At 60.6% G+C, this 16,853-nt stretch carries 15 protein-coding genes; 10 read left to right on the forward strand and 5 right to left on the reverse strand.

All coding sequences use genetic code 11. The annotated features are described in order from the left end of the window. Positions 1-67 precede the first annotated feature (67 nt). Positions 68-667, forward strand: coding sequence for a LolA family protein (locus tag PAE61_RS03760; protein ID WP_271114082.1), 600 nt, complete (start codon positions 68-70; stop codon positions 665-667). Positions 668-740: 73 nt separating this feature from the next. Here PAE61_RS03760 and PAE61_RS03765 read toward each other — a convergent pair whose 3' ends face one another. Then, the gene (locus tag PAE61_RS03765) at positions 741-1,316 is read right to left on the reverse strand and encodes a transglycosylase SLT domain-containing protein (protein ID WP_271114083.1); all 576 of its coding nucleotides are present in this window, start codon (positions 1,314-1,316) and stop codon (positions 741-743) included. Positions 1,317-1,516: 200 nt separating this feature from the next. Between PAE61_RS03765 and PAE61_RS03770 the strand changes: the two genes are divergently transcribed. From PAE61_RS03770 to PAE61_RS03785, 4 genes are read left to right on the forward strand one after another with little or no spacing between them, the layout of a single operon-like run. After that, positions 1,517-2,923: a circularly permuted type 2 ATP-grasp protein gene (locus PAE61_RS03770; protein WP_271114084.1), complete on the forward strand. Its 1,407-nt coding sequence runs from the start codon at positions 1,517-1,519 to the stop codon at positions 2,921-2,923. A gap of 11 nt (positions 2,924-2,934) precedes the next feature. Further along, positions 2,935-3,882, forward strand: a complete 948-nt coding sequence (locus tag PAE61_RS03775) for an alpha-E domain-containing protein (protein ID WP_271114085.1) — start codon at positions 2,935-2,937, stop codon at positions 3,880-3,882. A 1-nt stretch (position 3,883) separates the two neighbouring features. Further along, positions 3,884-4,696 carry a transglutaminase family protein gene (locus PAE61_RS03780; protein WP_271114086.1) on the forward strand — a complete coding sequence of 271 codons (813 nt, stop codon included), beginning with the start codon at positions 3,884-3,886 and terminating at the stop codon, positions 4,694-4,696. A gap of 32 nt (positions 4,697-4,728) precedes the next feature. Beyond that, complete coding sequence (locus PAE61_RS03785) at positions 4,729-5,457, forward strand: proteasome-type protease (RefSeq protein WP_271114087.1); 729 nt, start codon at positions 4,729-4,731, stop codon at positions 5,455-5,457. A 270-nt stretch (positions 5,458-5,727) separates the two neighbouring features. On the opposite strand, the gene mutS is transcribed toward PAE61_RS03785, so the two are convergent. Beyond that, positions 5,728-8,349 (reverse strand): DNA mismatch repair protein MutS, encoded by a 2,622-nt coding sequence (gene mutS, locus PAE61_RS03790; RefSeq protein WP_271114088.1) that lies wholly within the window; start codon positions 8,347-8,349, stop codon positions 5,728-5,730. Between the two features lie 73 nt (positions 8,350-8,422). Here mutS and PAE61_RS03795 point away from each other — a divergent pair, with 73 nt between their 5' ends. After that, positions 8,423-8,647, forward strand: coding sequence for a hypothetical protein (locus PAE61_RS03795; RefSeq protein WP_271114089.1), 225 nt, complete (start codon positions 8,423-8,425; stop codon positions 8,645-8,647). On the opposite strand, the gene PAE61_RS03800 is transcribed toward PAE61_RS03795, so the two are convergent. Beyond that, positions 8,648-9,964, reverse strand: coding sequence for a methyl-accepting chemotaxis protein (locus PAE61_RS03800; RefSeq protein WP_271114090.1), 1,317 nt, complete (start codon positions 9,962-9,964; stop codon positions 8,648-8,650). A 165-nt stretch (positions 9,965-10,129) separates the two neighbouring features. Between PAE61_RS03800 and PAE61_RS03805 the strand changes: the two genes are divergently transcribed. From PAE61_RS03805 to PAE61_RS03815, 3 genes are all read left to right on the forward strand, one after another. Continuing rightward, positions 10,130-10,957: a TIGR00282 family metallophosphoesterase gene (locus PAE61_RS03805; protein WP_271114091.1), complete on the forward strand. Its 828-nt coding sequence runs from the start codon at positions 10,130-10,132 to the stop codon at positions 10,955-10,957. A gap of 90 nt (positions 10,958-11,047) precedes the next feature. Continuing rightward, the gene (locus PAE61_RS03810) at positions 11,048-12,826 is read left to right on the forward strand and encodes an SLC13 family permease (RefSeq protein WP_271114092.1); all 1,779 of its coding nucleotides are present in this window, start codon (positions 11,048-11,050) and stop codon (positions 12,824-12,826) included. A gap of 13 nt (positions 12,827-12,839) precedes the next feature. Next, positions 12,840-13,199, forward strand: a complete 360-nt coding sequence (locus tag PAE61_RS03815) for a hypothetical protein (protein WP_271114093.1) — start codon at positions 12,840-12,842, stop codon at positions 13,197-13,199. A gap of 42 nt (positions 13,200-13,241) precedes the next feature. Here PAE61_RS03815 and PAE61_RS03820 read toward each other — a convergent pair whose 3' ends face one another. Then, positions 13,242-15,029, reverse strand: a complete 1,788-nt coding sequence (locus tag PAE61_RS03820; RefSeq protein WP_271114094.1) for an SLC13 family permease — start codon at positions 15,027-15,029, stop codon at positions 13,242-13,244. Positions 15,030-15,183: 154 nt separating this feature from the next. On the opposite strand from PAE61_RS03820, the gene PAE61_RS03825 reads away from it, so the two are divergent. Next, complete coding sequence (locus PAE61_RS03825) at positions 15,184-15,927, forward strand: YebC/PmpR family DNA-binding transcriptional regulator (protein WP_271114095.1); 744 nt, start codon at positions 15,184-15,186, stop codon at positions 15,925-15,927. Here PAE61_RS03825 and PAE61_RS03830 read toward each other — a convergent pair whose 3' ends face one another. Then, positions 15,928-16,800, reverse strand: a complete 873-nt coding sequence (locus tag PAE61_RS03830; protein ID WP_271114096.1) for a LysR family transcriptional regulator ArgP — start codon at positions 16,798-16,800, stop codon at positions 15,928-15,930. Positions 16,801-16,853: the final 53 nt, after the last annotated feature.

The following is a 16,853-nucleotide window of genomic DNA, read 5'->3' on the forward strand; positions in this document are numbered from 1 at the left end:
CGTTCGCCCCGTGACCTTCGCCGCAAGGTGATGTGCAAGTCATTCGAAAGCCATGCATAAAGGACGCATGAAAAAACTCGCCCTCGCAATCGCGCCCGTCATCGCCCTTCTCGTTTCCGCGCCCGCTGCGCTGGCCGAGAGGATTCCGCTTAACACGATCTCGAACTATCTGAACGGACTGACCACGCTTCAGTCAGAGTTCACTCAGGTCAACCCGGATGGTACGATCTCGACCGGAACGGTCTATATTCACCGCCCGAACCGGGTCCGGTTCGAATATGATAACTCGAATCAGCTCATGCTGGCCTCTGCCGGTCAGGTTGCGGTGTTCGACGCCAAGTCAAATCAGGGACCGCAGATCTATCCGCTGTCGGAAACGCCGCTGTCGATCATCCTTGCGCCCAATGTCAATCTGGCGCGGCAGGGCATGGTGACAGGCCATAGCGAGGTGAAAAACACCACCGTCGTGACCGCTCAGGACCCCTCGAATCCGCAATACGGGAATATTCAGATGGTCTTCACCTCTCCGACCGAGCTGCGGCAATGGATCGTGACCGATAATGCGGGCAAGAAAACCACGGTCATTCTGGGTGAGATGCAGAAGGGCGTCAGCTTCCGGGCCTCGACCTTCGTTATCGAGAATGAATTGCAGCGGCGCGGGCAATAGATCCGCTCTCCGCGAAAGAACAGGGCCGCCCGGGATGGGCGGCCCTTTTTTGCGAAGGCTGTCCCGGACAGGATTACCGGCAGCTTTGCAGTTGTGCGTGATACATCTGGGCGCGGCGCTGGACGTTATTCGACACACCCACCAGCCAGCCTTTCGACCTATAGGACCCCCGCGCAAAGCCCGATCGCCCCTCGTGATAGGCCAGATATTGCGACCGCGCGTCCCATTTCGAGACACCCAGCCGGCGCGTCGTGCCATCCATATACCAGCCCATGAAATCGGTCGCATCGCGGATATCGTCACGGCGTGCGCGGCGATTGCCGGTTTCGGCCTGATATTCCTCCCATGTGCCGTCCAGAGCCTGACTGTAGCCATAGGCCGAACTTTGACGCCCGATCGGGATGATGCCGAGCGCGTATTGATGCGGTGTCCGTGCATCGCCGACGAATTTGGATTCCTGATGGATGGTCGCCATCTGCACGGCAACCGGAACGCCCCAGCGTCGTTCGGTGCTTTGCATGGCGCGGTAATAGGCCGGACGCTCGCGGATAATGGCACAGGCGTTTTCCAGATCGCGCGGCGCCGAGTAATTGCCCCCGCCACATGAGGCGACCAGCATAAGGATCGCCAGTTTCAAGAACCTGTTCATGTCTGCCTCACATTCTTTGTTTTTTGCTCATTCTAGGGGATTTGCCCGGCAGGTGAAACATCTTCCGAAAATGCCGGGAAAACCGGCGAAATTCGGAACTTGTCGGACAAGCTACCGTTGATTTGCCGTGATCGGCTTTCAAGCGAGCGCATAACGCGCCATTCTTGAAGCTGCTTCAGCAGGTCCGCGGAGGGGAACGAATGTATTATAACGAAATGTTCAACGGCGATCAGGTTCGTGAAGCCTACGCCCATCTGTCCGGATGGGTGGAACAGATGCCAGCGGATTTCCGACAAATGAAACAGGCCGAGGCCGAGGCGCTGTTCCGGCGTATCGGAATCACCTTCGCGGTTTACGGCGAAGGGGGCGATCCCGATCGGCTGATCCCGTTCGACATGATGCCGCGCGTCTTTACTCAGTCCGAATGGCGCAGGCTTGAGCGCGGCATCAAGCAACGCGCCAAGGCGCTGAACGCATTCCTGCATGATGTGTATTCGCGCGGAGAAATCGTCCGTGCCGGGCGCATTCCCGCCCGTCTGGTCTATCAGAATGAAGCCTATGAAAAAGCGGTGGTCGGGTTCGTTCCGCCGCGTGGCGTGTACAGCCATATTATCGGGATCGACCTTGTCCGCACCGGGCGCGACGATTTCTATGTGCTGGAGGATAATTGCCGCACTCCTTCGGGTGTCAGCTATATGCTGGAGAACCGCGAGATCATGATGAGGATGTTCCCCGAATTGTTCCGCGGCAACCGGATCGAGCCGGTGGACGGCTATCCCGACCTTCTCCGCCGCACACTGGAATCGGTGGCTCCGAAGAAATGTCAGGGACGGCCGCGCGTGGTGATCCTGACGCCGGGGCATTTCAACAGCGCCTATTACGAGCATAGTTTCCTTGCCAATTTGATGGGAGTCGAACTGGTCGAAGGGCCGGATCTGTTCGTCGAGGGCGAATTCGTCTTCATGCGCACGACCGAGGGGCCGAAACGTGTCGATGTGATCTATCGCCGGATCGACGATGCCTTCATCGACCCGCTGACCTTCCGCCGCGATTCCATGCTGGGCGTGCCGGGGCTGATGGATGTTTACCGCTCGGGCGGGGTGTCGATCTGTTCGGCACCGGGCGCGGGCGTGGCCGACGACAAGGCGATCTATACATTCGTGCCGGAAATGGTCCGCTTCTATCTGGGCGAAGAGCCGATCCTGAAGAATGTCGAGACCTGGACCCTCTGGAAAGAGGACGATTATAAATATGTGATGGATAATCTCGGCGATCTGGTGGTGAAAGAGGTTCACGGCTCGGGCGGTTACGGGATGCTGGTCGGGCCGCGCTCGACCAAGGCCGAGATCGAGAAGTTCCGCGGCCTGATCGAAAAGAAGCCGCATAATTACATCGCTCAGCCGACGCTGTCCCTGTCGACCTGCCCGACCTTTGTCGAGGACGGCATCGCGCCGCGTCATGTCGATCTGCGCCCCTTTTGTCTGTGCGGCGAACGGATCGAGCTGGTGCCGGGCGGGCTGACCCGCGTGGCGCTGAAAGAGGGCAGCCTTGTCGTGAACTCGTCTCAGGGCGGGGGCGTCAAGGATACCTGGGTCTTGTCGGAATAAGGGGGTCAACCATGCTCAGCCGTACCGCATCAAACCTTTTCTGGCTTGGCCGCCATATGGAACGCGCGGAAACCGCTTCGCGCCTGTTCGAGGTGGGCGCACGCATCACCTTGCTGCCGAACACGACCGAGGGCTATCAGAACGAATGGGAATCGTTGCTGCGCGCCTCGGCGGCGTCGCAGCTGTATCATCAGGCCTATGACGCGCTGACGGAAGAAAACATGGAGAAATTCATGATCTTCGACCGAAGCAACCCGTCCTCCGTGGCAAGCTGCATCTATAATGCCCGCGAATCCGGGCGCATTGTCCGCACCGCCCTGACCAGCCGGGTCTGGGACGCGCTGAACGTCGCCTGGCAGGAGATCCGCGCGATGGAGGCCGGTCAGGAAGACGCCGCCGATCTGGCGGATATGGTTGCGCGGCACGCCTCGACCGTGCAGGGCGCGATTGACGGCACGCAGCTTCGCAATGACGGTTTCCATTTCATGAAGCTTGGCTATGCGCTTGAGCGGGCGGATTCGACGGCGCGGATTCTGGACGTGAAATATTTCGTTCTGCTGCCGCGGGTGGAGTTCGTCGGCTCGGGTCTGGACAGCTATCAGTGGCAGGTGATCCTGCGGGCGCTTTCGGCGCACAGATCCTTCCACTGGGCCTATGGCGAGGATGTCAGCGCCGGGCGGGTGGCGCATTTCCTGATCCTGAACGGAGAGGCCCCGCGTTCGCTGATCACCTCGGTTCAGGAGGCGTTGTGGCATCTGGAAACGCTGGTGCGCCGCTATGGGGACATGGTGCCGCATACCGCGCGGGACCGTGCGCAGGCGCTTGCAGATCGCATGAATGCGCTAAATGTTGACGATATTTTCGACGAGGGGCTGCATGAGTTCCTCACCGACTTCATCATCGAGATCGGTCAGGTCGCAAGCTGCGTTCAGGCCGATTACTTCCACGGAAGGGGCTGATATGCGGCTGAAGATCACGCATCATACCGTTTATAATTACGAACGCCCGGTCAGTTTCGGTGTGCAGAGCCTGCGGGTCATGCCATCGGTCTTTCAGGGGCAGAAGGTTATCGAGTGGAATGTCGATATGGGCGAGCACAGCGAGCCGGGCGCGGGGTTTCGCGACGGTGCCGGCGACTGGGTGCAGCTCTGGACGATTCACGGGCCGGTGCAGCAAGTGCCGGTCCGCACCGAGGGCATCGTCGAGACCTCGGACCTTGCCGGGGTGCTGCGCGGTCATCGCGAGATGATTCACCCGATGGTCTATCTGCAATCGACCGAAACGACGGCACCTGACGACGCCATTCTCGATATTGCGGCGGGCCCCGGTCAGGATCTTTCGCCGCTTGATCTGGCGCATGAATTGTCGCGCCTGGTCCATGAAAAAATCGCCTATCGCCAAGGGGTGACCAACGGGATCACCACCGCCGCCGAAGCTCTGGCATTGGGCGAGGGCGTCTGTCAGGACCATGCGCATGTGCTGATCGCCCTTGCCCGGCAGCGCGAATTGCCCGCGCGGTATGTCTCGGGCTATCTTCATGCGGATGCCGAGGGCAACGCCCATGAAGCCGCGCATGCCTGGGCCGAAATCCATATACAGGGTCTCGGCTGGGTCGGGTTCGATGCGGCCAACCAGACCTGCCCGAACGAGTTCTATATTCGCACCGGATCGGGACTGGATTCCCGCGATGCCGCGCCCATCCGGGGCGTGACTGCGATGGGCGGTGCAGAGCGGCTTGATGTCAAGGTTGCGGTTGAGCAAGTCGAGGCGTAGACAGCCCGCGAAGCGAATCTCTGGGCAGATCTATGACCTATTGCGTCGGACTGAAACTGAATGCCGGGCTGGTGCTGCTGTCGGATACGCGGACCAATGCCGGGCTGGATAATATCTCGACTTACCGCAAGATGTTCTTCTTCGAGGAACCGGGCGAGCGGGTGATCGCGATCATGACCGCGGGCAGCCTGTCGGTGACGCAAACCACGATTGCCCGCCTTCAGGAGGCCATCGATAACAGCGAAGCCAATGAGCGCAATTCGATCATGAAAGCCACCTCGATGCTGGGTGTAGTCGAGATCATCGGCGATACGCTGGCCAGCACACGGCAGGAAATCGCCTCGCAATATCTGGATCTCAAGCAGAGCCAGGCCTCGGCCAGCATGATCGTGGCCGGTCAGCGGGCCGGTGGCGAAATGCGGCTGTTCCTTGTCTATCCCGAGGGCAACCATATCGAGGCGACCGAGGACACACCCTATCTTCAGATCGGCGAGCATAAATACGGCAAGCCGATCCTCGACCGGGTGGTGACGCCTGCGACCTCGCTGGAGGACGCGCAGAAAGCGGTTCTTTTGTCGATGGATTCGACGATGAAGTCGAATCTGTCGGTGGGCATGCCGCTGGATCTGGCGATCATCGAAACCGATGCCTGCCGCGTCAGCGCCAAACGTCGCATCATGCAAAGCGACCCGCAATTCTCGGCAATGTCCGAAGCATGGTCCGAGGCGCTGCGCGAAGCGTTCGTGCAAATGCCGCTTTAGAATTGAATAGAATTGACTTTTACGACCTAGGGGTGAGTAGAGGTTATCGGTATGAGATTGAAGGGTGTATGTGCGTCCTGCGGATGGAAAACCAAGCGGGAGTTCCGAAACATGTCTAGGCCTTGCCCAAAGTGTAAGGGCCCTGTCTACGTACATAAGGACGACAAGGATCAGGCGGTGATTATTACAGTCACTTCAGTGGCAGCAATGGTCGTGATTGCCATTATCTTTGCTGCTCTGGGTGTGGGCTAATCCTCAAAATTTCTTCAATCACTCAGTTAATCCTTTCAATTCATAGATCAGATCCAGAGCCTCGCGTGGGGTGAGGCTGTCGGGGTTGATATGCTTCAGCCGCGTTTCGGCGGCGCTTTCCCTGAGCGGAGCGGGGGCAGGGGGAGCGGTTCGGAAAAGGGGCAGATCGTCGATGATCTCGGCGGGATGGACCGCGCCGTCACGCTCACCCGATTCCAGCAGGTTCAGAATGTCGCGGGCGCGGGTCACGACGGCGTCGGGAAGCCCCGCCAGCCGTGCCACCTGCACGCCATAGGAACGGTCGGCGGCGCCTTTGCGGACCTCATGCAGGAAGATCACCTCGCCTTCCCATTCGCGAACTGCGACGGTGGCGTTTTCGACACCCTCCAGCTTGGCGGCAAGCGCGGTCAGTTCGTGATAATGCGTCGCAAACAGGGCCCGGCAGCGATTGACGGCTTGCAGGTTTTCCATCACCGCCCAGGCGATGGACAACCCGTCCCATGTCGCCGTGCCGCGCCCGATCTCATCGAGGATCACAAGCGCCCGGTCATCGGCCTGATTGAGGATAGCGGCCGTTTCCACCATCTCGACCATGAAGGTAGAGCGGCCGCGTGCCAGGTCATCTGCCGCGCCGACGCGGGAAAAAAGCTGGCTGACAAGGCCGATATGGGCTTTTGTCGCCGGCACGAAGGACCCCGCCTGAGCCAGCACCGCGATCAGCGCATTCTGGCGCAGGAAGGTCGACTTACCCGCCATGTTCGGACCGGTCAGCAGCCATATCGCGGGTGTGTCGCCGCCGGTCAGCGCACAGTCATTCGCGACGAAGCTTTCTGCCTTGCGCTTCAGGGCGCGTTCCACGACAGGGTGGCGGCCTGCCTCGATCTCGAAGGCGCGGGACTGGTCAAGCTGCGGACGCGTCCAGCCCTCGCCCGCTGCCAGATCGGCGAACGCCGCCGTCAGGTCTATTTCGGCAAGCGCCCGGGCCGCCTGACCGATGGGACCCGCCGCCGCCAGAACCGCATCGCGGAGGCGGGCGAAAATGGCGCGTTCCATCTCAAGCGCACGGTCGCGGGCATTGACGATGCGGGTCTCCAGCTCGGAGAGTTCGACCGTGGTGAACCGGATCTGATTGGCGGTGGTCTGACGGTGGATGAAGGTCTCCGACAGGGGCGGGGCCATCATCTTCTGTGCATGGGTCGCGGTTGTCTCGATGAAATAACCCAGAACGTTGTTATGCTTGATCTTCAGGCTGGAGACGCCTGCAAGCTCGGCATATTCGCCCTGCATCCGGGCGATGACGCCGCGGCCTTCATCGCGAAGCTGTCGGGTTTCGTCCAGATCGCTGTCGAACCCCGCCGCGACGAAACCGCCATCGCGGGCCAGCAAGGGCGGCTCGGCGACCAGAGCGTCATCCAAGAGGTCGATCAGGTCGTCATGGCCGGTCAAATCGCGTGCAGCATCGGACAGCAAGGTCACGCTGTCATCGCCCAGCATCAAGGCGATCGCGATGGCCTCTGTCAACCCTGTCCGGATCGCGCCCAGATCGCGCGGGCCGCCCCGGTCCAGCGCCAGCCGTGAAAGTGCTCGGTCGATATCCGGCACCCGCGCCATCGCCTCACGCAGATCGGCGGTCAGGCGGGCATCTTCGGCAAGATGCTGCACGGCGTCGTGGCGGGTCTGGATGGTCGCCAGATCGCGCGAGGGCGCACTGATCCGTCGTTCCAGAAGCCGCGCACCTGCGGCGGTCGAGGTCCTGTCGATGGCCCAGAGAAGCGACCCCTCGCGCCCGCCGGACAGCGCCTGTGTCAGTTCCAGATTGCGCCGCGTCGCCGCGTCGATCTGCATTGATCCCGCGATCTGTTCCCGCTGCGGAGGGCGGATCAGGGGAAGCTGCGATTTCTGCGTCAGGTCGAGATAATCGGCAATCGCGCCCATCGCCGAGAGCTCCGCGCGGGTAAAACTGCCGAAACCGTCAAGCGTGTCTACTTTGAACAGCGCCGCCAGTCGCCGTGTCGAGGCGGTAGAATCGAAACTGCCCTGCGGAAGCTCCGTCAGCGCCGCGCCTGCCTCTTCGGCAAGATCCTGCAACTGGCTGCCCTCGGCCACCAGCAACTCCCTGGGGGCGATGCGGGCAAGTTCGGGGGCCAGCCGCGTTTCCGGGCAGGTCATCACGCGAAGCGCGCCGGTCGAAATATCCACCCATGCCAGTGCGGTTTCGTCGCGTACCCTGGCAAATGCGGTAAGGAAATTGTGCCGCCGGGCTTCGAGCAGGGTTTCCTCGGTCAGCGTTCCGGGCGTGACCAGCCGGACGACATCGCGGGCAACGACGGATTTCGAACCGCGTTTTTTCGCTTCGGCAGGATCCTCCATCTGCTCGGCAATGGCGACGCGAAACCCCTTGCGGATCAGCGTCAGAAGGTAGGATTCCGCAGCATGGACGGGCACACCGCACATCGGGATCGGTTCACCCTGATGCGTTCCGCGTTTGGTCAGTGCGATGTCGAGTGCGGCGGCCGCCTGCACTGCGTCATCGAAAAACATCTCATAGAAATCGCCCATGCGATAGAACAGCAACGCACCCGGATTCGCTTCCCGGATCGCGAGATACTGGGCCATCATCGGAGTGGGCTGATCGGACATGGACGCCTCCTTCTGGCGGGAGGTTCTAACCTATCATGCGCCGAATGCCAGAGCGTCGGGAGTACGAGGGCAGATGTTTAACAAAGAAGAGCGGAGGAGATATTCAGATCAAGTTTCGCTTCGTTGTGCCCTGCCGCCTGCCGGTCATGATTGGCTTAATGCCGATAGGTACAATGTCAGAACATATAATCTGATGCGCCGCGGCAGCTTTTCGACAAACTCCATATTGCTGAAAGATGCGTTCCGTATCGGGCAGGCCCCGCCGATCAGCCGCTCGGCGGGGCCTGAAGCGAGTTGATCAGGCGACCTGCCGCCGTGACAGTTCCGGGAAGTCAGCGGTTTCGCTGGTCTCGAATTTTTCCAGCAATTTGGTGAGATCGTTTACCTGTGAAGACAGGGAACTCGCCGCTCCGGCATAGCTTTCAGACATCGAGAGATTCGCCTGATTGACCCCGTCAAGATGGGCCAGAGCCGAGGACACTTCCTGTACACCGGTTGTCTGCTCGGCGGTGGCATGTGCGATGCCCGAGATATGGTCCACAACGCCGCGCACGGCAGTTTGAATATCGTTAAGCGCACTGCCTGTCTGGCGGACGAGATCAGCGCCGGATTTCACCTCTGCTTCGCTTTTGCCGATCAGTTCGGCGATGCTTTGCGATGCCTTGCCCGATTGCTGGGCGAGATTGCGGACCTCTTGCGCGACGACGGCGAAGCCGCGACCGACTTCGCCGGCGCGGGCGGCTTCCACTGCGGCGTTGATCGAAAGGAGATTTGTCTGGAAGGCGAAATTCTCAATGACGCTGGTGAACTCGCCCATGCTTTTGGTGTGCTGTTCGATCCGCTCAATCGCGGCAACTGCATCCGCAACAACGTCATTTCCGTGGTTGACGACTTTTTCGGCATCCTTGGTGGCGGTGTTCACCTCTTGTGCGGAATTGCTGGTCATCGCGGTATTGCCTGAAATCTGTTCGACTGCCGCCGCAGTCTGCTCCAGAGAGGCCGCCTGGCTTTCGCCGCGTCGCGCAAGGTCGTCTGCACCCTGCGCGATCTGTTCGGCCTCTTTGTGGATCATGGCCGCACGTTTTCGGATATCGTTGACCATGCTGGAAAAATTATCAACAGTCCGGTTATAGCTGTCCCGCACGGCAGCAAATTCCGGCGGCATGTCCTGGGTCAGACGGTGCGTCACGTTGCAGTCGGCAAGTTTGACCAGCCCGTCGATAATGCTTGAGACCGCCATTTTCTGAGCGGTGATGTCGGTGGCCATTTTCAGCACACCCCTGACTTTTCCCTGATCATCCATCAGGGGCACATAGCTTCCGCTGATCCAGACCTGAGCGCCGGTTCGATTTAAACGTTCAAACTCTCCGGTGAAGGCTGCGCCCTGACCGAGCTGGCGCCAGAATTCCGAATATTCCAGCGTATTTGCCTGTTCCGCACGGACGAAGATCCGGTGGTGCCGTCCGACGATATCGTCACGGCGATAGCCCATCAGGCCAAGAAAATTCTCATTCGCTTCGACAATTGTACCGTCCGGCGTGAATTCGATCATCGCCTGAGCAAGGCTGAGCGCCCTGACGCGGTCATTGTCATTCAATGGTTTCGATTCGGTCATCGCCGTCCTCATAGCTGGTGCTGCCTGCAGCGATAAACATGGAAGATTAAGAACAGCTTTATCTTCAAGGCCTTCTGCGGGACGTGGTAAACGGGATGGGCATTGCGAAGGTGGACTCTGGTCGCGGCAAGCGCGTAACTGGACAAATCCGAAAAGGGGCTTCCGATGCGAATTCTATTCCTTGGTGATGTGATGGGCCGGGCCGGCAGGGCCGCGATTGCCGGGCAATTGCCGGAGTTGAGGCAGGTTTTGCGGGCGGATTTCTGCGTTGTGAACGGTGAGAACGCATCCGGCGGCATGGGCCTGACCGGAGGACATGCCCAGCTTCTGCTTGAGGCCGGGGCCGATGTTGTCACGCTTGGCGACCACGCCTTCGATCAGCGGGATATGTTGAGTTTTATCGAAAAAGAGCCTCGCGTGCTGCGTCCGATGAATTTCGCAAAGGACGCGCCGGGCCGTGGCGCAGGGGTTTTCGAGGCATCCAGGGGGCGCAGGGTCATGGTTGCTCAGGTATTGGGCAATGTTTTCATGAAACGGGCGTTCGACGACCCGTTTTCAGCGCTGGATGCGGTGCTGAGGGCACATCCGATGGGGGCGATGGCGAGTGTTCAGGCGGCTCTGGTCGATTTTCATGCCGAGGCGACCTCGGAAAAAATGGCGGCCGGGCATTTTTGTGATGGGCGTGCAAGCCTTGTCGTCGGAACGCATACCCATGTTCCGACCGGAGATGCGCAGATCCTGAACCGGGGAACGGCCTATCTGACCGATGCCGGGATGTGCGGAGATTATGACAGCGTCATCGGGATGGAAAAAACCGAGCCGCTGCGCCGTTTCGTGACCGGGATGAGCCGCGAGCGGTTCTCTCCCGCACAGCAGGACGCCACGTTGTGCGGCGTTCTGGTCGAGACCGATGACCGCACCGGTCTGGCGCAGCATGTCTGGCCGATCCGGCATGGAGGCCGACTTTCGCCTGCGATGCCTGCCGGGGCGTGACGTTGCTGCAGGTCCCTTGCGCAGCCTGCCCCTATACGACAAAGATGCGCCGATTGGCTGGCCGTTGCCGGTCGTGAGCTTGGGGATGCCATGTTCGGCTTCGAATTGACCGGAAACGCCTCTGCCATTGCGACGATCCTGATTATCGTTGGCATGCTGACATTGTTTGTCCGGGAAACCTATCCTCCCGAGGTAACGGCCATTCTGGGTGCTGTCGTCTTGCTGTCGCTTGGCATCCTGCCCGCCGGGAAGGTGACGGAGGTGCTGGCGAATCCGGCTCCGTGGACCATTGCGTTCATGTTCATCATTGTCGGAGGGCTGGTCAGGACCGGGGCGCTTGACTGGATCGGGCAGCATGCGGCGCGTCATGCGAAACAGCATCCGTTTCTGACGCTGGCCGGGCTGTCGGTGACGGTTCTGGCGATGTCGGCTTTCGTGAATAACACCCCTCTGGTCGTGGTGATGATGCCGATCTTCATCCAGCTTGCACGAGAGCTTGAAAAAGCGCCGTCGAAGCTGCTGATGCCGCTGTCCTATCTGTCGATCCTTGGCGGGACGGTGACGATGATCGGGACCTCGACCAACCTGCTGGTCGATGGTGTCGCCCGGCAGGCGGGGCAGCCTGCGTTCGGCATTTTCGAAATCACCCCGGTCGGTTTGGCGATGGCTGCTGTCGGGCTGACATATCTTCTGTTCGTCGCGCCTCGGCTGCTGCCCGAGCGCAGCTCGATGTCGTCGCTTGTGTCGAGCCGTTCCAAGATGAAATTCTTCACCGAAGTTGCGATCCCCGAGGGAAGCTCGCTGGTTGATCGCAAGCTGGAAGATATCGATATTTTCAACCGTGAGAATGCCCGCGTGATCGACGTGCTGCGCGGAGATGCCTCGCTGCGGCGGGATCTGGCGGCGGTGACGCTGGAGCCCGGGGACCGCGTGGTTCTGCGCACGCCCATGTCCGAGGTTCTCGGCCTTCAGGGCAACAAGGATCTGCGCATGGTCGATAAGCTCAGCTCGGTGCAGACCTCGACGGTCGAGGTGCTGATCACGCCGGGTTGCCACATGGTCGGGCGCTCGCTTGGGTCGATGCGTCTGCGGCGGCGCTATGGGGTCTATGTGCTGGCGGCGCATCGCAAGAACCAGAATATCGGGCGGCAGCTTGACGATCTGGTGGTGCGTGTCGGCGATACGCTGCTTCTGGAGGGCGCTCCGGCGGATATTCAGCGTCTCGCCGCCGATATGGAGATGGTCGAGGTCACCGCGCCCTCGGATCGTGCGTTCCGCCGGAAACATGCGCCTATTGTGGTGGCGGTTCTGGCCGGGGTTGTCATTCTGTCGGCTTTCGATATTGCGCCGATCCTGCTTTTGGCGTTTTGCGGCGTGGCAATCGTGCTGGGAACGCGCTGTATCGACGCGGATGAGGCGCTGAGCTTTGTCGATGGCCGGTTGCTGGCGCTGATCTTCGCGATGCTTGCGGTGGGGGCCGGGCTGGATAACTCCGGCGCGGTCGAGATGATCGTGTCATGGGTGTCTCCGACGCTGGCGACGCTGCCGCATTGGGGGCTGGTGCTGGCTGTCTATCTGCTGGCGACGACGCTGACCGAGACGGTGACGAATAATGCCGTCGCGGTGATCGTGACGCCGGTTGCGATCAGTCTGGGTCTGTCTCTGGATGTCGATCCGAGGCCGCTGATTATCGCGGTCATGATGGGCGCCTCGGCCAGTTTCGCAACCCCGATCGGATATCAGACGAATACGCTGGTCTATGGTCCCGGCGGGTATCGTTTCAGCGATTTCATCCGGGTCGGCCTGCCGCTGAATCTGCTGATGGCGTTGACGGCGTCGCTGGTTATTCCCATTTTCTGGCCATTATAAGGGGGCGAGAACCATGCGTGTTAAGCCGATCATGATCGCTGCCGCGACTGCGTCGCTTGCGGCCTGTGCGATCCCGGATGACCGGGCCAATCCCGATGATGTCATCTTGCTGAGCGACCGTCTGACCGTGATTTTCAGCAACGGAGAGCAATGCCATGTCGAGGAGGTCTCGAAACGGTTGATCGGCGATTTTCCGAGCTGTCCGGTCAATGCACGATATGAGATCAGCTTCATCGCGCCGGATTATTTCGGCAACCGCTATACCGAGCCTTATGCGGATGTGACCATCACCACAGCGGATGGGCGCGAGACCCTTTTCAAGACCCCGCATTCGCGCGATCCGGACTATATGAAAGCCACGAATTTCGACTGAGGCGGCCTTCCCGGCACTGTGTAAGCTGCGGTTGGTGTGCTTCTACAGCGGCCAGACGATCAGCAGCACCGGGACCGAAACCAGCATGACGATGATCTCAAGCGGCAATCCCATGCGCCAGTAATCCCCGAAGCGATAATCGCCCGGCCCCATGATCAGCGTGTTGTTCTGATGGCCGATAGGGGTCAGAAATGCGCAGGCCGCCGACACGGCGACGCCCATCAGAAACGCGTCCGGGTTGACGCCAAGCTGCTCGGCCAGCCTTATGCCGACGGGCGCGGCGATGATTGTCGTGGCATTATTGTTCAGGATATCCGACATGAACATGGTCGTGACCATCAGCAAGGACAGCGCCACCCATGCCGGAAAGCCCTCCGTCATCCGCGCCAGCCCGCCTGCAATCAGCGCCGATCCTCCGGTCGAATCCAGCGCCAGACCCAGAGGGATCATCGCCCCCAGAAGAACCACGACGGACCAGTCGATATAATCGTATATCTCGGTGATCGAGAGCACCCCGAACAGCACATAGGCCACCACCACGCAGCCAAGCGCTATCGGCATGGTGATCAGCCCGAAGCTGGTCAGCAGCACTGCCCCGACAAACAGCCCGAGCGTCAGCAGCATCTGCCTTTCGCGGATGACCGAATGGCCGGTACCCTCCAGCGGCAGGATCCCCAGCCGACCCGCAAGGTTTTCAAGATTGCCCTCGGGGACAAGCAGCAACAGCAGATCGCCCGCCTCAATCGGTTCGCCCTGAAGCTTGCCAGTGATGATGCGCCCGCGGCGGCGCAGCCCCATCAGAACCGAGTCGTGACGATTGACCAGCCCCGCGCTTCGCGCTGTCCGCCCGACAATATCCGAGCCAATCGGGACGAGGCATTCGACAAGGCTCTCATGCTCCTCACGCCGGGGGCGCGGTCGGGGTTCGGCGCGACCGTCAGGATAGCTGAGCTTGCGGGCCGAGCGGAACTCGTCAAGCGTCTCGGGCTCGGCGCGAATGGTCAGGACATCGCCGGGCGAGATGGTGATCTGATCGGGCTCGCCCTCGACCGGGTGATGATGATGGGAGACGCGGACAAGGCTCGCTCCGGCGGATTTCGCGGTTTCCTGCCATTCGGCAAGGGTCTCACCCTCGGATTGTCTGGTTTCCTCGGTCACGACAAGCTGCGTCTGATAGCGTCTTGTACGGTATCTGCTGTCCGGGCTTTCCTCATCGTCCCGGCGCACGGGGATCAGCCGCCAGCCGATCAGCGCGATGAAGGCGATCCCGGCAGTGGCGACGGCTGCACCGACCGGCAGGAATGAGAACATGCGGTAAGGCTCACCCAACACGTCCTGACGGAAGCCCGAAACGATCAGGTTCGGCGGCGTTCCGATCAGTGTCAGCATGCCGCCGAGGATGGTCGCGAAAGCAATCGGCATCAGGGTCAGCGCGGCGCTGCGCCCGGCCTTGCGGGCAACCTGCATATCTATCGGCATCAGGATCGCGAGGGCGGCGATATTGTTCATGAAACCCGACAGAAACCCGCCAATCGCGGACATCACGGCGATATGGGCGGGCAAAGGCCTGCCTTCCCGGACCAGATACCGGGCCAGCATCGCGACCGCGCCCGAGCGCATCAGCCCTGCCGTGACGATCAGGATCAGCGCCACCACCATCGTGGCGGGGTGGCCGAACCCGCTGAAGGCCTGATCTCCCGGCACGACGCCAAGCAGGACACCCGCCATCAATCCGGCAAAGGCGACAAGATCATGTCGCCATTTGCCGATGAACATAAGGATCATCACCGCGCCGAAAATCGAGAAGAGCGCAATCTGTGGAAAGGTCATTCGCGCGCCTGAAATGTCATAAATCTTATCGAGCATAGCGGCTGGATGCGGATCTGCAATTCGCGGATTGCGCACTGTCCCTTGCAGATCGGGTGCCCGCTGGATTAAAAGCGCCCGAAATCCGATCAATGCTGAATTCGAAGGATCACCGATCATGGCAGGCCACTCAAAATGGGCGAATATCCAGCACCGCAAGGGTCGTCAGGACGCTATCCGCTCGAAACTGTTTTCCAAGCTTTCGAAGGAAATCACCGTCGCGGCGAAAATGGGCGATCCCGATCCTGAGAAGAATCCCCGTCTGCGTCTGGCGGTGAAAGAGGCGAAGTCGAACTCGGTGCCGAAGGATGTCATCGACCGCGCGATCAAGAAATCGCAGGGCGGCGATGCGGAAAGCTATGATGAGATCCGCTATGAGGGCTATGGCCCCAACGGCATCGCGATCATTGTCGAGGCTATGACGGATAACCGCAACCGCACCGCCTCGAATGTGCGTTCGACCTTCACCAAGAATGGCGGCGATCTGGGGCAGACCGGCAGTGTCAGCTTCATGTTCGACCGTGTGGGCGAGATCAAGTATCCGGTGGATGCGGGCGACGCCGATTCCGTCATGATGGCCGCGATTGAGGCCGGTGCCGACGATGTCGAATCCGATGAGGACGGACACTGGATCTATTGCGCCGATACCGATCTGAACGATGTGTCCACCGCTCTGGAGGCCAGTCTGGGCGAATCCGAAACCGCCAAGCTGATCTGGAAGCCTCAGGCCCCCACCGAGGTCACCGATATGGAGACCGCGCAGAAGCTGATGAAGCTGATCGAGACGCTGGAAGATGACGATGACGTGCAGAACGTTACCGGCAATTTCGATCTCTCGGATGAGGTCGCCAGCCAGCTTTGATCAGGGCTGCACCAGTGTCGCCTGTGCTGATCGTCTGATCGCGCGGGTCAGCGGCAGTAGCGCAGGGGCCATGATCCGCGTGACCTGCCAGTAAAGCGGCACCAGAAGCTCTGCATCCGGCAGCAGAGGCATCAGCCTGCCGCTCCTTAGATCGTCCCTGATCAGCAGATCCGGGTTCATGCCCCACCCCATGCCCAGCCTGACCGCCTGTGCGAATGGCTCGGTCGCGGGGATCAGATGGGTGGGAAAGACGACCGGCCTGCCGATCCGGCTGCGCACCCAGCCGGATTGCAGCCCGTCCTTGCTGTTGAAGGTCACCGCCGGGGCGCGGCCAAGCGCGTCAGCCGTGACGCCGTTTGGGAAATGCCGGGCCATGAAGTCTGGCGTGGCACAGGCGATATAGCGCATCGCCCCAAGCGCATGGCTGTCGCACCCGGCAACAGGACCGCGCTGCGACGTGATCGCCGCGCTGACCAGCCCCGAGCGCAACCATGTTTCGGCATGTTCCTGATCGTCAATCACCAGATCCAACAATCCGGGCGCTTGCGGCAGCGCCTCAATGGCCCAGCTTGCGAGGCTGTCCGCATTCACCGCAATCCGGATCGTCGCCGGATCGGCGGCGCTGACAAGATCCGTTCTGACCGCCTGTTCAAGCAGCCGCACCTGATCGAAATGCGCGACCAGCCTCAGCCCGGCCTGCGTCGCCGAGACCGGAGGCCCCCGGTCCAGCAGAACCTGACCCGTCCGGCTTTCCAGCGTCTTGATCCGCTGGGATATCGCAGGCTGGGTCACGCCCAGAGCACTGGCTGCGGCGTCGAAGGAACCGCGGCGGATGATCTCTGCCAAAGCGGCAAGGGCGGGATAGTCGATCATAAACAAAATTTATCTGCTAGAAGTATTATCAATTTTCATTATTTCCCGGCGGC

The organism is Paracoccus aerodenitrificans, assembly GCF_027913215.1.
Lineage (GTDB): Bacteria > Pseudomonadota > Alphaproteobacteria > Rhodobacterales > Rhodobacteraceae > Paracoccus > Paracoccus aerodenitrificans.